This is a genomic window from Solirubrobacter soli DSM 22325, from assembly GCF_000423665.1.
GTDB lineage: Bacteria > Actinomycetota > Thermoleophilia > Solirubrobacterales > Solirubrobacteraceae > Solirubrobacter > Solirubrobacter soli.
Map to the genome: position 1 here is coordinate 442,985 of NZ_KE384070.1, position 16,512 is coordinate 459,496.

General features: G+C 70.4%; 11 protein-coding genes. 6 read left to right on the top strand and 5 right to left on the bottom strand.

Going from position 1 to position 16,512, the window contains the following annotated elements:
- Positions 1-29: 29 nt before the first annotated feature.
- From G569_RS0134945 to G569_RS0134955, 3 genes are read right to left on the bottom strand one after another with little or no spacing between them, the layout of a single operon-like run.
- Complete coding sequence (locus G569_RS0134945) at positions 30-1,280, bottom strand: NHL repeat-containing protein (RefSeq protein ID WP_037501197.1); 1,251 nt, start codon at positions 1,278-1,280, stop codon at positions 30-32.
- Complete coding sequence (locus G569_RS0134950; protein ID WP_028066861.1) at positions 1,280-1,969, bottom strand: hypothetical protein; 690 nt, start codon at positions 1,967-1,969, stop codon at positions 1,280-1,282. The genes G569_RS0134945 and G569_RS0134950 overlap by 1 nt, the downstream gene beginning before the upstream one ends.
- A 6-nt stretch (positions 1,970-1,975) precedes the next feature.
- The gene (locus G569_RS0134955; protein ID WP_157592523.1) at positions 1,976-3,214 is read right to left on the bottom strand and encodes a sugar phosphate isomerase/epimerase family protein; all 1,239 of its coding nucleotides are present in this window, start codon (positions 3,212-3,214) and stop codon (positions 1,976-1,978) included.
- 453 nt (positions 3,215-3,667) lie between these two features.
- On the opposite strand from G569_RS0134955, the gene G569_RS0134960 reads away from it, so the two are divergent.
- Complete coding sequence (locus G569_RS0134960) at positions 3,668-8,020, top strand: ThuA domain-containing protein (RefSeq protein WP_169542310.1); 4,353 nt, start codon at positions 3,668-3,670, stop codon at positions 8,018-8,020.
- An 84-nt stretch (positions 8,021-8,104) separates the two neighbouring features.
- On the opposite strand, the gene G569_RS54125 is transcribed toward G569_RS0134960, so the two are convergent.
- Positions 8,105-9,262: an ROK family transcriptional regulator gene (locus G569_RS54125; RefSeq protein WP_053227438.1), complete on the bottom strand. Its 1,158-nt coding sequence runs from the start codon at positions 9,260-9,262 to the stop codon at positions 8,105-8,107.
- A gap of 139 nt (positions 9,263-9,401) precedes the next feature.
- Here G569_RS54125 and G569_RS54130 point away from each other — a divergent pair, with 139 nt between their 5' ends.
- On the top strand, positions 9,402-9,995 hold the full coding sequence (locus G569_RS54130; RefSeq protein WP_053227439.1) for a TetR/AcrR family transcriptional regulator: 594 nt from the start codon (positions 9,402-9,404) through the stop codon (positions 9,993-9,995).
- On the opposite strand, the gene cobT is transcribed toward G569_RS54130, so the two are convergent.
- Entirely contained in the window at positions 9,982-10,998 is a 1,017-nt protein-coding gene (gene cobT / locus G569_RS0134975; protein WP_037501199.1) for a nicotinate-nucleotide--dimethylbenzimidazole phosphoribosyltransferase, read from the bottom strand. The genes G569_RS54130 and cobT overlap by 14 nt on opposite strands.
- A 296-nt stretch (positions 10,999-11,294) precedes the next feature.
- Between cobT and G569_RS59610 the strand changes: the two genes are divergently transcribed.
- Genes G569_RS59610 through G569_RS0134995 form a run of 4 tightly spaced genes read left to right on the top strand, consistent with a single transcriptional unit; the run spans position 11,295 to position 15,764 of the window.
- Positions 11,295-12,917 carry a phage tail sheath family protein gene (locus G569_RS59610; RefSeq protein WP_084286045.1) on the top strand — a complete coding sequence of 541 codons (1,623 nt, stop codon included), beginning with the start codon at positions 11,295-11,297 and terminating at the stop codon, positions 12,915-12,917.
- A gap of 18 nt (positions 12,918-12,935) precedes the next feature.
- The gene (locus G569_RS59615) at positions 12,936-14,480 is read left to right on the top strand and encodes a phage tail sheath family protein (RefSeq protein ID WP_028066865.1); all 1,545 of its coding nucleotides are present in this window, start codon (positions 12,936-12,938) and stop codon (positions 14,478-14,480) included.
- A 12-nt stretch (positions 14,481-14,492) separates the two neighbouring features.
- Entirely contained in the window at positions 14,493-15,011 is a 519-nt protein-coding gene (locus G569_RS0134990; RefSeq protein WP_028066866.1) for a phage tail protein, read from the top strand.
- Between the two features lie 9 nt (positions 15,012-15,020).
- Positions 15,021-15,764 (top strand): hypothetical protein, encoded by a 744-nt coding sequence (locus G569_RS0134995; protein WP_028066867.1) that lies wholly within the window; start codon positions 15,021-15,023, stop codon positions 15,762-15,764.
- Positions 15,765-16,512: the final 748 nt, after the last annotated feature.

Genomic DNA, 16,512 nt, shown 5'->3' on the forward strand with positions numbered 1-16,512 from the left:
ATGAGGGCCTGCGCTTTCGTTTCGTCGTGTTACGGGGTGGTGGTGGACAGCGTGTAGGTCAGCGTCTTGCTGTAGGTGCCGGTGCGGAGCGAGTCGTTGGCCTTGACCAGCTGGCTGAACTCGATCGTGACGGCGTCGTTGGAGATCGGGCCGCCGTAGGTGAGCAGGGTCAGCGGAGCGCCGACGTTGGCGAAGACCGTCGCGGTGTTCGCGGCGTTGCGGGCGCGGGCCTGGAGGAACTCCGGCAGGGAGAACGTGCCGTTGACCAGGTGGCCGGTGGCGGTCGAACTCGGGTCGGCGACGGAGAGCGCCGCGTCACCCGCGGTCGAGATGACATTGGCGGTGGTCGAGGCCGTGTAGGTCTTCGCCACACCCGGCTGGATGGTCCCGAACGTCGGGGTCGTACCGAGCGAGAGCGACAGCGTCGCCGGCACCGTGCCACCCGGGGTGTTCTGCGGCGGCGGCGGGCAGCCGCCCCAGGCGATCGCGTCCAGGGCGGTCACCGACGCGCCCTTGTTGGTGATCGCGCCGGTGGCCAGGTCGATCGTGACGAGGTTGGTCGCGCCGCCGAAGTCGTTGACGACGCCGTAGACCGTCAGGCCGTCACATGCGGTGTCGGCGCTGGAGATCATGTTGCCCGTCTTGTTCGGCGAGCCGCTGAGGTGCACGCCCTGCGTGACCGCGCCGGTGGCGGGGTCGATCTTGAAGACGTGCCCGAAGTCGCCGTCGAGCAGGCCCCAAAGCGCGCCGTTGCGGTCGAACGTGAGGCCGTCGCCGTAGGTGACGCCCTGACCGGACTCGCCGACCTTCTCGATCGCGCCCGTGCCCTTGTTGATCCGGTAGAGGTCGTCGCCGGTCTCGTTCCAGCCGTACAGCTGACCGAGCGGGCTGAACGCGATGTCCTCGATCTCATTGACACCGAGCGAGCCGATCACCGTCGAGGCGCCCGTCGCCGGGTTGATCGCGAGCAGATCCCGCGCGGAGCCGTCGAGCTGCACGCCCGCGGTGACGCCGTAGAGCTTGCCGTCGGTGCCATCGACGGCGAGGCCGGTGACGGCCTTGCCGATCGAGCCGATGCTGGTGGTCGCGCCGGTGTCCGGGTTGATCGTGTAGAGGTTCGACGCGGGTGTGGTGTCCAGCGCCGTGACGCCGGTGGCGCCGTAGAGCACCGGCGCGGCCGAGGCCGCCGGCGCGAAGAGGGCGCCGGCGGCCAGAGCCACCGCGAGCCCGCGAATCAACTGCTTGGACACGTGTCCCTCCTGGGCAAAGTAGTTGGGCATCACGCCGCCCCTCCGGTGGGCGTGATGTGCGCGCGGCGGCGGGCGAGCCGCGAGCGGCCCTCGTAGAGCGCGACCGCGCTCCCGAAGATGGCCGCGAAGACGACGAACGGCGTCAGACCGCCGAGGCCGTACCCGGAGCTCGGCGCGCTCTTGGGCGCGACGAGCGGGACCTTCGCCGGCGGCACGTCGGCCGGCAGCGGATGACCGCTCGCGGTGGCGAGCGCGCGAACGGCGGCCTTCGCGGCGACGGCGAGGTCCTCGCCGGTCGCCCCGGCGGCGGGAGCGATCCCCGCGAGCCCTCCGGGCGGCTTCGGCCCTGCGAGGCCGAGCCCGGACGGCGAGATGACCAGCACGGGCGCGTCGACCGCCACGCGGACGCCCTTGAGCGCACCGACGACGTACTCGGCGTACGCCTGCGGCTTGCCGAGCATCTCGGGCATGTCGAGCACGTCGGTCTCGTTGGCGATCAGCGCGACCTTGAGCGGGTAGTGCGCCCGCTTGGCCGCGTCCAGGAGACCGATCAGCTCAAGCTCCGTCTGCTCCGACGGCTGGTTGCCGAAGGCGGCGTAGAGCGAAGTGGTCTCGAGGTAGTGACTCGCCGCGTCGCCGTGAGCGGACGCGGCCACGGGCGCACAGAGCAGCGCACACGCTGCCAGCAACGCGACCCGCGTCGTGAACCGGGCGGACATGACGCCCTACTTGAGCCCCAGCAGCAGCCTGGCGCTGACCTTGGCGTGCCGGAGGGAGCGTCCCTGGTCCGCCGCGCCGCCGATGCCCGAGTCGGTCTCGACGATGTGGTGCAGGTACCCCTTCCCGCGGTAGGAGCGGGTCTCCGTGAACAGGCGCTTGAAGCCGATCACCGTCGGGTCCGGACCGGGCTTCGCGGCGGGAGCGGTCGCGCCCGGATCGAACGGGTAGCCCTTGCCGAGGTGACCCTCGGTCGAGTAGATGGCATCGACCCCGTTGTTGATCGGGAAGCCGGCGCGCGTCATCGTCTGGGAGAACGGGTTGCCCGGGGGAGCGGGCGCCGGGACGCTGCGGTTGGCGTCCTTGATGTGCCAGCCGACCATCCGCTTCCAGTTGTTCTTGATCCAGCCCTCGGCGTCCCACAGCGAGCCGTCGACCGGGTCGGGGAAGCGCCCGCGCGCGTTGTACGTGTGGTAGACGTCGGGCTCGAAGAACACGTAGCGCGGGTCGGTGTTCTCGGTGAAGAAGTCGATCCGGTGCTTGCGCGCGAGCTCGGGGTGCGCCGGGTCGTTGAAGAACTGCCAGTTGTTCTGCTCGGCGTGCAGGTAGACCTTGATGCCGTACTGCTCGTACATCAGCTCGCCGAGCTGGTTGTACTGGTCGCACGCGGTCTGCCACGCCGACAGCAGGCTCGCGTTGGCGCCCGTGACCGGGTCGCCGGCGGTGCCGATCATCTTGTGGCCGAGCACGTTGGCGATGTCGAGCTGCGTCGCACGCGTCGTCGCGTTGGTCATGCCCAGTCCGCCGGTGTGCGTGCCGACCGAGCGCATCCCGGCCGCGTCCAGATAGGAGCGGATCTCCGCGGTCGTGGGCTGGCGGCCGCCGAGGGTGCCCGCGGCCTGGGTGTACCCGAAGAACTCGAAGCCGGTGTAGCCGACCTCGGCCAGGTACTGGAACACCGCGGCGAACCCGCCGGGCAGCGGGACGAGCGGACCGAGATCGGTCGGGTCCTCGGGGAAGTTCGGGCCGCCGAGGTAGCCCATCACGCTCTTGTCCAGGCGCCCTGTGGCATCGCGCACCGAGAAGTGCTGGGCCGACATCGTCGCCTTGGTCACGATCGGCGAGTTCGGCCCGCCCGGGCGGCTGAACGCCCCAGGTGCCCAGCTGCCGAGGGCGGCGACTCCCGCCAGGCCCGCGGCGCCGCCGAGGAACTTCCGGCGGTCCATGCGCAGTTCATCCGTGCTCACGGCGATGCATCCTCCTCACTGTGAGGCAGCAAGAATTCACCGTCGATCCTCGACGGCTGCTCACACTCCTCACATAGCTCCTCTGGGGCGCAGGCGCGCCCCTGACCCAGTCGACCGAACTTACGCCCTGTTCCGTTCGGAAGCAAGGCTAGTTTTGGCTAGGTTCACCGCTCACTTTGCTCTCATTTTCGGCTAAGGAGTGAAACCCCTGGCTCTCAGGGTGTGCATTCGGTCCCCGGGAACGCTCGCCGTGGCATCGCGGTTCTCGGCCACGGCCGAGTTCCGAACATCCTTCGGCAGAACTTCGAAGATCTGCCCGTTCACTGAACAGAAGTCGGGAATCTTTTGCTCGTGGAGTGCCTTGCTTTCGATCTCAACAGGGTGATAGAAGCTCGCACGACATACGGGCCTAAGGAGAGGTGTATGAGGAGGAGAAGTGTGGGTCTGGCTCTAATGAGCCTGGCTCTTGTCGTGCCGGCGACCGCGTCGGCCCGGCCGAAGGCCGCCGCCGCGGATCCGGCCAAGGTGCTCGTCGTGACGAGCTCGCAGGACGCACTGTCGGCAGCCGGCATCGCCTCGATCCAGGCGGGTGCCGCGAGTGGCAACTACACGGTCACCGCCCCCGCGCCCGCGGATGTGGGCGCGCAGTTCACCCCCGCCGCGCTCGACGGCTATCGCGCGGTCGTGTTCCTGAACACGGACATGGCCAGCCCGCTCAACGACGCGCAGCGCGCGAATTTCGAGGCCTACTTCCGCAAGGGCGGCGGCTACGTGGGCATCGGCTCCGCGGTGGAGACCGACCCGAACTGGCAGTTCATGACGAACATCCTCGGCACCCGGTCGTCCGGCCGCGCGGGCGCGCAGTCCGGCACGGTGAAGGTGTTCGATCGCGTCCATGATGCGACCAAGAACCTCCCGGAGTACTGGGATCGAACCGAGAATTGGTACAACTTCGCGACCGACGTCCGCGGGAAGTCTCATGTCCTCGCGACCGTGGTCGAGGATCCGTTCAGCGCCCAGCCGGCCGGCAACACGGTCGATGGCATCGCGGGCGGCACGATGGGTGCCAACCACCCGGTCTCCTTCTGCAAGGACTACCAGGGCGGCCGCTCGTTCTACACGGCCCTCGGCACCAGCGCCTCGGCGTTCGACGCCCAGCTGGGCGAGCACCTGAAGGGCGCGATCTCGTGGGCGACCGGGCAGAGCAGCCCGACCTACTCGGACTGCGGCGCGACCGTGCTGGCCAACTTCCAGCAGGTCAAGCTCACGCAGCAGCCGAACATCAACGAGCCGATCGGCTTCGATCAGCTGCCTGATGGCCGCGTCCTCCAGACCGACCGTCGCGGCGGCGTGCGCCTGCACGACCCCGTGTCCGGCACGACGACGCTGATCGCCGATCTCGGCGCCGCGACCGTGCCGCAGACGATGCGCGTGTACACCAACTCCGAGGACGGCCTCTACGGCCCGGCGGTGGACCCGAACTTCGCCACCAACAAGTGGGTCTACCTGTACTACGCCCCGCAGACGGTCACCGACGTGAAGCTGTCCACGGGCGCGATCGTCACGCAGACCACGCCGAACACGACCGTGCCGAACTTCGCGTCGTCGCCGACGGCGTGGGATCCGTACGTGGGCTACTTCCAGCTCTCGCGCTTCAAGTTCGTCGAGGACGCGTCGGGTCCGCACCTGGACCTCAGCACCGAGCAGCAGATCCTGCGGGTCAACAACAACCGGCAGGAGTGCTGCCACGTCGCGGGTGACATCGACTTCGACAAGGCGGGCAACCTGTGGATGGTCACCGGTGACGACACGCCCGCCGGTGGCATCAACGCCAACGGCTTCGGCCCGTTCCAGGACCAGCTGACCGACGAGCAGCAGACGGTCCGGACCAACAACGCCACGGGCGGCACGTTCACGCTGACGTGGAACGGCCAGACGACCGCTCCGCTGCCCTACAACGCGACGACGGCCCAGGTCGACGCCGCGCTGGAGGCGCTCTCGAACGTCGGCACGGACAACATCCAGACGAGCGCCACCCCCGCGACCGCCAACGCGAGCACGGGTGTCATCAACGTGTTCTTCCGCCGCGCGCTCTCGCACAAGGATCAGCCGTTGATCACCGCCAACGGCGCGGGCCTGACGGGCTCGAGCCCGACGGCGGTCGCCGCGATGGCCACCGCGGCCAACGGCGCGCTGGGCACCCAGCCGCTGGACGGCGGCATGTACGCGCGCCCGACCGGTGACGATCGTCGCTCGACGACCAACACCAACGACCTCCGCGGCAAGATCCTCCGGATCAAGGTCAAGGACAACATCGGCGCCGCCGATGCCAACAAGGCCGACACCGGCTCCGGCACGGGCGCGTACACGATCCCGTCCGGCAACCTCGCCGCCTACGCGAAGGCCAACTACCCGGCCGTCGCCGGGCAGGCCAACTACGACGCGAAGTTCCGTCCCGAGATCTACGCGATGGGCTTCCGCAACCCGTACCGCATCCAGGTCGACGAGAACAACGTCGCCTACATCACCGACTACTCGCCCGACTCGCAGACGCAGCAGCGCGGCCGTGGCCCGGCCGGCACCGGCCGGATGGAGATCGTGCGCAAGCCGTCCAACTACGGCTATCCGCTCTGCTACTCCAGCAAGCTGGGTTACAACAAGTGGGAGTTCAACGAGTTCGCTCCCGGCACCACGACCGTCGGCATCCCGGCGACCGATCCGCCGTCGAACGACTGCGGTCGCACCGACGGCCTGCCCAACGAGTCGCGCTGGGTGAAGGACGGCGGCCCGGGCTTCGAGGCCGGCCTCGCGCTCACGCCTCCGGTCAGCGATCCGGACATCTGGTACTCGTACCGCGACAACAACGCGACGACCCCGCTCGGCACGCCGTGCGCCGGTTACTACGCGATGACCCCCGGTCCGACCGCTCCCGGCTCGACGACCGAGTGCCCGCGCCTGTTCCCGGATCTGTACACCGGTGGCGTCGGCCCGCACGGCGCGGCGAAGTACCACTTCGACCCCGCGAACACCAACACCAAGAAGTTCCCGGCCTACTTCGACAACTCGGTCTTCCTCGGCGAGTTCACCCAGGACACGCTGCGCGAGATCAAGCTCGACTCGCAGAACCGGATCTTCAAGATCAACAACACGCTCGACTGCGGCCAGGCGAACCTCGCCACTCCGCTGTTCGACTTCGAGTGCGACAACCCCGAGGACCTGCAGTTCGGGGCCGACGGCGACCTGTACCTGCTCACGTACGGCGATGGCTTCTTCGCCATCAACCCGGACGCGGGCATGTACAAGTGGCAGTACGTCAAGGGCCAGCGTGCTCCGAAGGCCGTGCTCACGACCAACAAGACCGACGGCGCCCTGCCGCTGACGATCCAGTTCAAGGGCTCGGCGTCCACCGACGCCGATCCGGGTGACTCGATCCGCTTCGAGTGGGACTTCGGCGACGGCTCGCCGCTCTCCACCGAGCCCGATCCGTCGCACGTGTACACGAAGGCCGGCCGCTACACGGCCATCCTGAAGGTCATCGACTCCTCCGGTCAGACCTCGACGCTGTCGACGATCATCACCGCCGGCAACACGAGCCCGACCGTCACGGTCACCGGCCCGATCGACGGCGGCCTGTTCTCCTTCGGCGACAAGATCCAGTACAAGGTCTCGGTCACCGATCCTGAGGATCCGTCGATCAACTGCACCGACATCGTGACCACGTTCGTGCTCGGTCACGACACGCACGGTCACGCCGAGGGCTCGGCCGCCGGCTGCACGGGCTTCCTGCAGACGGATGCGGCCGACGTCAGCCACGGCGGCAACGTGTTCGGCGTCGTCTCGGCGACCTACACCGACAAGGGCGGCCAGGGCGCCAACGCGGCCGCTCCGCCGCTGACCACGACCTCCCAGATCCAGATCCGCCAGAAGCACCAGGAGGTCGAGTTCGTCGTCAACCAGAACGGCACGGCGACGGCGAGCAACACCGACCCGGTCGGTGGCGGCGTGCACCGCAGCGCGATCACGGCGGGTGACTGGCTGCAGCTCAACGGCCCGTTCAACCTGTTCCAGATCAACAGCGTGTCGTTCCGCTACTCCGACGGCACCGCCGGCCGCACGGCAGGCTCGCCGCTGGCGGCGGTCGACATCCGCGAGGACTCGATCACCGGTCCGGTCATCGCGACCGCGAACCTGGCATCGACGGGCGGCACCGGGGTGTGGGCGACCAGCTCCACGCCGATCGCCTCGTCCGGTCGCCACGAGCTGTTCGTGACGTTCCGGCTCGTCACCGGCGGCCAGACGGGCGCCAACGTGGTCAACCTCAACTACCTCGAGTTCGCCGGCAACGGCGTGACGGTCCAGGAGGTCAGCGCGCCTGGCTCCGCCGGGGGCAGCGTGTCCCCGACGCTGGCGCTCTCGCTGGGGACGGCCGCTTCGTTCGGCGCGTTCACCCCGGGCGTGGCGAAGACGTACACCGCGTCCACGACCGCCAACGTGATCTCGACCGCCGGTGACGCGTTGTTGAGCGTCTCCGACCCGAGCTCGGTCGCCACCGGCCGCCTGGTCAACGGCACGTTCTCGCTGCCTTCGGCCCTCACGGCCAAGGCAGCGAGCGCGGGTGGCACCGGCGGTGCCTTCGCGGCCGTCGGCGGCTCGTCCAACCCGACCACCCTGCTCACCTACGCCGCACCGAAGTCCAACGACACGGTGACGGTCTCGTTCGAGCAGGCGATCGGCGCCTCCGACGCGCTGCGCACCGGCAGCTACTCGAAGACGCTGACGTTCACGCTGTCCACCACGACGCCGTGATCTGAAGGGCGGCGCGCCGTTCGCGGCGCGCCGCCCCTGCGTTGAAAGGGCGCGTCGGCTTCGGCCGGCGCGCCCTTTCGCGTTCTACGCGGCGCGGGCGTTGAGCCGCTCGGCCAGCGCATGCGGGGCGCGGGTGAGCTGCATCGCCGCGGCGCCGGTGACCTCGGCGCGCTCGCCGAGCGAGCTCGGCACGACCCGCAGGCTCCCCGCGGCGGGGGCGATCACGCGGCGCTCGATCGCGGCGCGGATCGGGTCGATCAGCACGTCGCCGGCGGCCGCGAGCTCCCCGCCGATGACGACCAACTCCGGGTTGAGCAGGTTGATCGCGGCGGCGAGCGCGGTGCCGACGGCCTCGCCGGCGTCGGCGACGGCGCGGCGTGCGCCGCGGTCGCCCGCGCGGACGAGCTCGATCAGCCGCGGCAATGTGACCTCTTCACCGCGGCTGCGGCTCAGCAGGTTGGTGAGCGCGATCGTGTTGGCGACGGTCTCGAGGCAGCCGCGATTGCCGCAGCGGCAGATCAGGCCGTCGTCGTCCATGGCGAGGTGGCCGAGCTCGCCCGCCACGCCGGCCACGCCGCGGTAGGGCGTGCCGTTGAGGATCAGCCCGAGGCCGATGCCGGCGGAGACCTGCACGTAGGCGAGGTTCTCGACGCCGCGGCCGGCGCCGAAGAGGTGCTCGCCCATGGCGCCCGCGTTGGCGTCGTTCTCGAGGTGGACCGGCAGGCGGAGTCGCGACTCCAGCTCGCGGGCGGGCTGGATCCCGCGCCAACTCGGCAGGATGCCGTCGGCGTGCACGAGGCCGGTCGCGGCGTCGAGGGGAGCGGGCAGGCCGACCCCCACGCCGATCACGTGCCGCGGGTCGACCTGGGCCTCGCCGAGCACCTGCTCGGTCAGCTCGCCGGCCAGCTCGAACCCGTCGAGCGGCGCCTCGTCGACGTCGAACGCCGTGTAGCGGTCCGAGATGATCCGCCCGCCCAGGTCGCACACCGCGGCGCGGACGTGGCGGTGGCCGAAGTCCAGCCCCACCGCGTACGCCGCGCTGGGCGCGAGCGAGACCTGCAGCGGCGGCCGGCCGTTGGAGCGCGGACGCTCCTCCGGGCCGTCGGCGGCCTGTTCGACCATCCCGGCGCGTTCGAGGTCAAGCAGGACCGCCGTGATCGTCGCGCGCGAAAGCCCGAGCGCGCGACCGAGCTCAGCCCGGCTCCGGCCGGGGCCATGGAGCAGCGCCTGCAGCAACCGCACCCGGTTCGCGTTCCGCGTGCTTGGAGCAAAATCCTCGATCACGAGCGCTCCTGTGTCCACTGGCGGTGGCACGAGTCACTCATGGCGCGACCCTACCTACCTGTAGGTCGGCTGTCCAGGACCGTTTACCGTGTTGTTAATGACGCGCGCCCGACCGACCGAGACCGAGCGCGGCCGCACGCAGCGCGAGCGGGTGCTGCGGGCCGCGATGGACATCTTCTCGACCCAGGGTTACCGGGGCGCGTCATTGGACGCGGTCGCGGAGGCGGTGGGAATGACCCGCCAAGGCCTGTTGCACTACTTCCCGTCGAAGGTCCAGCTCCTGCTCGGCGTGCTCGAACTCCGCCACACCGAGAACAGCGCGTGGATGGAGGAGATGTTCGAGAGCTCGCACGGGCTCGCCGACGCGCTGGTGACCCTCGTGAGCCACAACCAGGACCGCCCGGAGCTGGTCCGGCTGTTCACGGTGCTCGCGGCCGAAAGCGTTAACGGTGACCATCCGGGCCACGATCGGTTCGTCGATCGCTACCGCGTGGTGCGCACCCACATGAGCGGGCAGATCGCGGCCGAGCAGGACGCCGGGACGCTGAGCGCCGCGATCGAGCCGGAGCGCCTCGCGGTCCTGCTGATCGCGGTGATGGACGGGCTCCAGCTCCAGCACCTGCTGGAGCCCGACGCGGTCGACATGGTCCGCCCGCTCGCGGACCTGCTCGCTCTCCTCACTCCTCGCTGACGCCCGCCTCGGCGAACGTGAGCATGCCGTCGTGGGTGGCCGCGGCGAGCCGGAGGACCGCGAGGGCGGCGACCGCGCCGCTGGCCTCGCCGAGCCGCATCCGCAGCTCGAGGACGGGGTCGAGGCCCAGGTGCTCGAGCAGGCGGGTGTGGGCGGGCTCGGGCGAGCGGTGGCCGGCCAGCAGGCGGGGCTTGAGATCGGGGTCGATGCCCGCCGCGACCGCCGCCGCCGCGGTGGCGATCAGCCCGTCGCAGATGTAGCCGAGGCCGTGCTCGCCCGCGCCCAGCGCGAGACCGGTGAGGACCGCGATCTCCCCGCCGCCGAAGCTGGCGAGCGCCTCGAGCGGCGTGCTCGGGGAGTGGCGCGCGAGCGCGGCGGCGACCACGCCGGCCTTGCGGCGCACGCCTTCGGGGTCCAGCCCCGTCCCGGGCCCGGTGAGTGCGTACGGGTCGCCGTCGGTGAGCCAGCAGGCGAGGCACGTCGCCGGCGTCGTGTTGCCGATCCCCATCTCGCCGCCGATCAGCACGGTCATGCCGTCCTCGCGGGCGCGGGCGGCGAGCTCGCGGCCGGTGTCGATCGCGGTCGTGACATCCGCGGCGGACAGCGCGGGCTCTTTGGTGAGATCCGCGCTCGGGGCCAGGCCGGTGCGGACCACGTCCAGACCGGAGGTGTCGGCGTCGACGCCCGCGTCGACGCACACGAGCTCGGCGCCCGTCTCGCGTGCGAGTACGGACACGGCGCCGCCGCCGGAGAGGAACGTGGCGAGCATCTGCGCGGTCACCTCGCGCGGGTAGGCGCTGACGCCGGACACGCCGTGGTCGGCGGCCGCGACGACGACGCGGGCGCGGACCGCGGGGCGTGCCTCGCCCGTCGCTCCGGCGAGCCAGATCGCGAGCTCCTCGAGCCGGCCGAGGCTGCCGGGCGGCTTGACGAGCTGGCCCTGGCGGTCGCGGGCCTGGTCCATGGCGGCGGTGTCGAGTCCAACTGCGGCGAGGTCGATCATCGCCGGGGATTGTGCCGGGCGGGCCCGGTCGCGGCGTTGTCAGCGTTCGATCAAGAACTCAAAAGCGGTGCAACGTGGCACCGGATCGCGCTCGTGTGCGTTCGGGTGCGCGTGGTGAGAAACGGCTTGACCGTGGGTCCCGGGCGTGGTTAGCTCGGCATTCGGAGCGGCCTGCACTGCAGTCCAATGATGGTCTGCGGAACGAGAAGGATCCGCTGAACGTGTCGACGACGTGACCCCCTGCCCGCCGCTCGCGCGGTGGCGACCGAGCTCACCCCGACCAAGGGAACCCACGCATGGCTGTCACTCCCACGTACCCCGGCGTGTACATCAGCGAGACGGCGTCGATCCCGCATGGCGTCGTGCCCGCGACGACGAACCTGACGGCGATCATCGGCGAGTTCCCGAAGGGGTCGACGACCGAGGCGGTGCTCGTGTCGTCGTGGCCGGAATTCGTGTCGCTCTACGGCGGGCTCGGTCCGAAGTCGTCGAACGCCGCGTACGCGGCCTATCAGTTCTTCCTCAACGGCGGGATCGGTGCGTGGATCGTGCGTGTGGCGCCGATCGGGGCGGGCACGCCGGCGACGCCGGCGACGGCGACGATCGCCCCGCCGAACGTCGCGGCCGCCACACTCGACCTGACCGCGTCGAGCCCCGGGAGCTGGGCCACCAACACGCTGGTGGCGACCTTCCAGCAGTCAGGGCCGAGCGCCTATCCCGACGCGGACCACGTCGACCTGGTCATCTCGAACTCGTCGACCAATACGACGGTCGAGACGGTCAGCGGCATCAGCGCACCGGCCTCGACCTCCGGCACCGCGGCCGTGTCGGCGCTGCAGGCGCAGATGGCGGCGGCGATCAACGCGACCGCCACCTCGGTGACGGCGGCTCCCAGCAAGGCCACCAAGGGCACGCCGTCCGCGACGCTTCAGGGCGGCGTCGACGGTGCCTGGGACGTCCCGCCGCAGGAGAGCGCCCCTGTGGCCGACGCGGGCGGCGCGCCGCCGACGCCGGACGCGACGCCGCCGAAGAAGCTCGTGACGTTCGCGAGCGCCGTCGACGCGGAGCTCGAGCCGGGCGCGCGCCTGGACCGGATCGCGCCGCAGGTGTTCAACCTGCTGTGCATTCCCGACCTGCCATGGGACGCGGGCACGTACGCGACCGCGCAGGAGTTCTGCGCGCCGCGGCAGGCGTTCATCCTCGTCGACCCGCCGCAGGGCCAGACCGGCGACTCGATGGCGAGTTGGGCGGAGAGCTTCCTGGGGCCGGACAACGTGGCCGGGGCGACGTACTTCCCGTGGGTGCAGATCAGCGACCCCGTGACGCAGCTGCCGAAGCTGCTGCCGCCGTCGGGGACGATCGCGGGCGTCTACGCCGCCACGGACGTCGCGCGCGGCGTGTGGAAGGCGCCGGCGGGGACGACGGCCGCGCTGCGCGGTGTCAGCGCGCTCGAGAGCCTCGTGACCGACGAGATCTCCGGCCAGCTCAATCCCGCCGGTGTCAATTGCTTGCGGACGTTTCCGTTGTATGGGTCTGTGGTGTGGGGTGCGCGGACGTTGGCGGGGTCGGATTTGGCGGGGTCGGCGTTTAAGTATGTGTCGTCGCGGCGGTTGGCGGATTTCATCGAGCAGTCGTTGTCGCAGTCGTTGCGGTGGGCGGTGTTTGAGCCCAATGGGCCGGCGTTGTGGTCGTCGGTGAGTGTTGAGGTGACGTCGTTCATGGCGGGGTTGTTTGGTCAGGGGGCGTTTGCGGGGGGCACGGCGGCGGCGGCGTATCAGGTGGTGTGTGATGCGTCGACGACGTCGACGTTGGATCAGTTGGCGGGTGTGGTGAATGTGAATGTCAGTTTCGCGCCGGTCGATCCGGCGGAGTTCGTCATGTTGAACATCACGATCGTCGCGGCCGCAGCCGCCTCGTAGGCAAAGGAGTCCGCCGTCATGGCCGTCACCCCGACCTACCCGGGCGTCTATCTCTCAGAGACCCAGGCGATCCCGCGCAGCGTCACGCCCGCGACCACCAACCTCACCGCGTTCCTCGGGGACTTCCCGCAGGGACCGATCTCTTCGGCGGTGCTCGTCACCAGCTGGCCGGAGTTCGCGAGCGTGTTCGGCGCGCTCAGCGAGACGTCGTCGCTGGCCGCCTACGGCGTCTGGCAGTTCTTCCAGAACGGTGGCATCGGCGCCTGGATCGTTCGGCTCCCCGCGCCCGGCGCGACACCCGGCAAGGTGCTGATCGACTCGCCGACCGGAGACGGGCAGCTGGAGATCACGGCCAACGGGCCCGGCGCCTGGAGCGCGTCGGTCGCGGTCGCGTTCAACCCGTCGATGGGGAGCAAGACCCACGTGGACTTCGTCGTCTCCACGTACGTGAAGGGCAACAACCCGAGCCCGCCGCCCGCGATCGAGACGATCCCGAACATCGCGCTCACGCACGCCGACGGGACGCCGCTCACCTCGTCCGACATGGCGGCGGTGATCGACAACGGATCGAGCCTCGTGACGGCCGCGGCCGCGACCGGGACGGGGCTCGCGACGCCCGCTCCGCTCAACGGCACCGACGGCACGTTCAACGACAATTCACTCGTGTCGGCGGTCGAGGCCGCGGTGGTGGCGGGCGGGCTGCTGGATCAGATCGCGCCCGCGGTCTTCAACATCATGTGCATCCCGGACCTCGTGTGGAACGCGACCGTGTTCGGGCAGGTGCATTCCTACTGCGAGGCGCGGCAGGCGTTCCTGCTCGTCGACCCGCCGGCGCCGAGCGGCCAGAGCGTGGCCGGCACCGACGGCCTCACGGCCCTGCTGAAGTGGGCCAACGGCGGCTTCCTCGGCCCGGACAACGTCGCCGCGGCGGTCTACTACCCGTGGCTCGAGATCACCGACCCGGTGACGCAGTACCCGAAGGCGGTGCCGCCGTCCGGGACCGTGGCGGGGGTCTACGCGACGACCGATGTCACACGGGGCGTGTGGAAGGCGCCGGCCGGGACGACCGCCGCGCTGGCGGGCGTCAACGGCTTGACCGACGTCTTCGGCGACGTGCCCAACGGGGAGCTCAATCCGTCCGGGATCAATTGTCTGCGGACGTTTCCGTTGTATGGGTCTGTGGTGTGGGGTGCGCGGACGTTGGCGGGGTCGGATTTGGCGGGGTCGGCGTTTAAGTATGTGTCGTCGCGGCGGTTGGCGGATTTCATCGAGCAGTCGTTGTCGCAGTCGTTGCGGTGGGCGGTGTTTGAGCCCAATGGGCCGGCGTTGTGGTCGTCGGTGAGTGTTGAGGTGACGTCGTTCATGGCGGGGTTGTTTGGTCAGGGGGCGTTTGCGGGGGCGACGGCGGCGGCGGCGTATCAGGTGGTGTGTGATGCGACGACGACGTCGACGTTGGACCAGCTTGCCGGTGTGGTGAATGTGAATGTCAGTTTCGCGCCGGTCGATCCGGCGGAGTTCGTCATGTTGAACATCACGATCGAAGCCGCGTCGAGCGCGAGCTAGGGGAGAGCCGCAATGCCACCAACCCTGACCACCGAGGTCGTCAACCCGTTCCTCACCTACAACTTCCTCGTCAAGTGGGACGGCAACTACGTCGCCGCCGTGACGAGCGTGAGCGGGCTCACCCGCCGGACGGCCGTGGTCTCCTTCCACGCCGGCGGCCAGCCCCAGAGCGCCCTCAAGATCCCCGGCCAGACCGACTACGAGCCGGTGCGCCTGGAACGTGGCATCACCACCGACACCGCGTTCGAGGACTGGGCCAACCTGATGTGGAACTACCCGAACACCCAGAAGCTGGGCAACGAGACCCAGCTCGCCACGTTCCGCAAGCCCATGCAGATCGAGCTCTACGACCAGCAGGGCATCCTTGCCATCCGGTACAACCTCTACCACTGCTGGCCGAGCGAGTACACCGCCATGCCCGACCTCAGCGGCGAGGCCAACGTCGTTGCCCTCGCCAGCATGACCATCGAGCACGAGGGATGGGACCGCGACACCAGCGTGACCTACACACCGGGCACCGCGACCTCCTAGCGGGCGGCGGTGGCATCGGCAATCGGCCTGTCGGCGGCACAGCTCCTCGACCTCGTCGACGCGGCTGAGTCCGCCGACGCCGCGGCGCGCGGCCGGCTCATGCTCGCCGCCGCCGTCGGCGACGCGCGGCCGCTCGACGAGCTCACCCTGGGGCAGCGCGACGCGTGGGTGCTCGCGCTGCGCTGTGGCACCTACGGCGATGTGCTGGTGTCGCGCGTCAAGTGCCCGGACTGTGGGTTGACGTTGTCGGTCGCGATCCCACGGGGGCATCTCGGCGTGCCGGCGCTGGATGAGAGCCCGCCCGTCGCGGTGCGGGTCGTGGACGGCGCCTGGGCGGTCGAGGCGCGCGCCGTCGACGGCTTCGCCCTGGCCGCCGCCGCCCGGTGCCGCGACGTCGCCTCGGCCCGTGCCGCGCTGATCTCTGCGTGCGTCACGCACGCCTCCTACGCGGGCGATCCGGTCGACCCGCTGGACGTCCCCGACACCGTTGTGGCAGCCGTCGGCGAAGCCCTCCTCGCCGCCGACCCGGGCTGCGAGCTCCGCGTGCCCCTCGCCTGCGCCGGCTGCTCACTGGAGTGGTCGCCCGTCCTCGACATCGTCCACTACCTCTGGCGCGAGCTCGCCACCTCGAGCTCCCACCTCCTCGACGAGATCCACCACCTCGCCAAGGGCTACGGCTGGACCGAAGACCACGTCCTCACCCTCTCCTCCCGCCGTCGCCGCCAGTACGTGGAGCGCCTCGCCGGTGACTGACCTCTTCGGGCGCATCGCCACCCGCCTCCTCGCCCCGGGCGCCGACCTCATCTGGCCCGCCGTCGCCTCCCCGTTCGACCCACCCCCAGAACTCCTGGACCCAGGCACCCCCGCCCCAACCCTCCCGGTCCGAGGCGACCGCCCATCCCCATCGGGCCGCCCACCGGCTTCCACTGACCACACCGCGCGCTCAGACCCCCGCGGTGCCACCGCGCAAGCGCCACATCCGCACAGTGCATCGGCGCCTGCCGAGCGCTCCGAGTCCGCGCGGCCCGTGGCGCACCCCGAGGCCGCGTCCCATTCGCCCGAGCGTCCCACGTCGGAGCGGCCCGTCGCGCACCCCCACGCCGCGTCCGCGCACCCCGCGACCGCCCCCGATCCCACACCGCCGCGTCTCGAGCCGACCGAGTCGGACGTCCCCCAAGCGCCTCCGCAGGCCGAGCCGGACGTCCCCCAAGCGCCTCCGCAGGCCGAGCCGCCCGCCTCGGGGCCCGACGCCGCCGGCGTTCACGTCGAGGCGGCCCCCGACATCGCGTCCCCGCACGCCGAGCCGCGCCCGTCGGACACTGACGCCGCGTCTCCGCGCGTCAGCCGTCCCGAGTCGGAGCCGCCCGCCGTGTCACCGCGTGCGTCGGAGACTGACGCCGCGTCTCCCCGCGCCAGCCGTTCCGAGTCGGAGCCGCCCGCCGTGTCGGCGAGTGCCGAACCGCTCGTGTCGGGCGTCCGCCCAGCACGTCCGCACGCCGAG

What these genes read in the sequence shown, in the direction of transcription:
- G569_RS0134945 (WP_037501197.1), bottom strand. Translation starts at nt 1,280, where the DNA reads ATGCCCAACTACTTTGCCCAGGAGGGACACGTGTCCAAGCAGTTGATT.
- G569_RS0134950 (WP_028066861.1), bottom strand. Translation starts at nt 1,969, where the DNA reads ATGTCCGCCCGGTTCACGACGCGGGTCGCGTTGCTGGCAGCGTGTGCG.
- G569_RS0134960 (WP_169542310.1), top strand. Translation starts at nt 3,668, where the DNA reads ATGAGCCTGGCTCTTGTCGTGCCGGCGACCGCGTCGGCCCGGCCGAAG.
- G569_RS54130 (WP_053227439.1), top strand. Translation starts at nt 9,402, where the DNA reads ATGACGCGCGCCCGACCGACCGAGACCGAGCGCGGCCGCACGCAGCGC.
- cobT (WP_037501199.1), bottom strand. Translation starts at nt 10,998, where the DNA reads ATGATCGACCTCGCCGCAGTTGGACTCGACACCGCCGCCATGGACCAG.
- G569_RS59610 (WP_084286045.1), top strand. Translation starts at nt 11,295, where the DNA reads ATGGCTGTCACTCCCACGTACCCCGGCGTGTACATCAGCGAGACGGCG.
- G569_RS59615 (WP_028066865.1), top strand. Translation starts at nt 12,936, where the DNA reads ATGGCCGTCACCCCGACCTACCCGGGCGTCTATCTCTCAGAGACCCAG.
- G569_RS0134990 (WP_028066866.1), top strand. Translation starts at nt 14,493, where the DNA reads ATGCCACCAACCCTGACCACCGAGGTCGTCAACCCGTTCCTCACCTAC.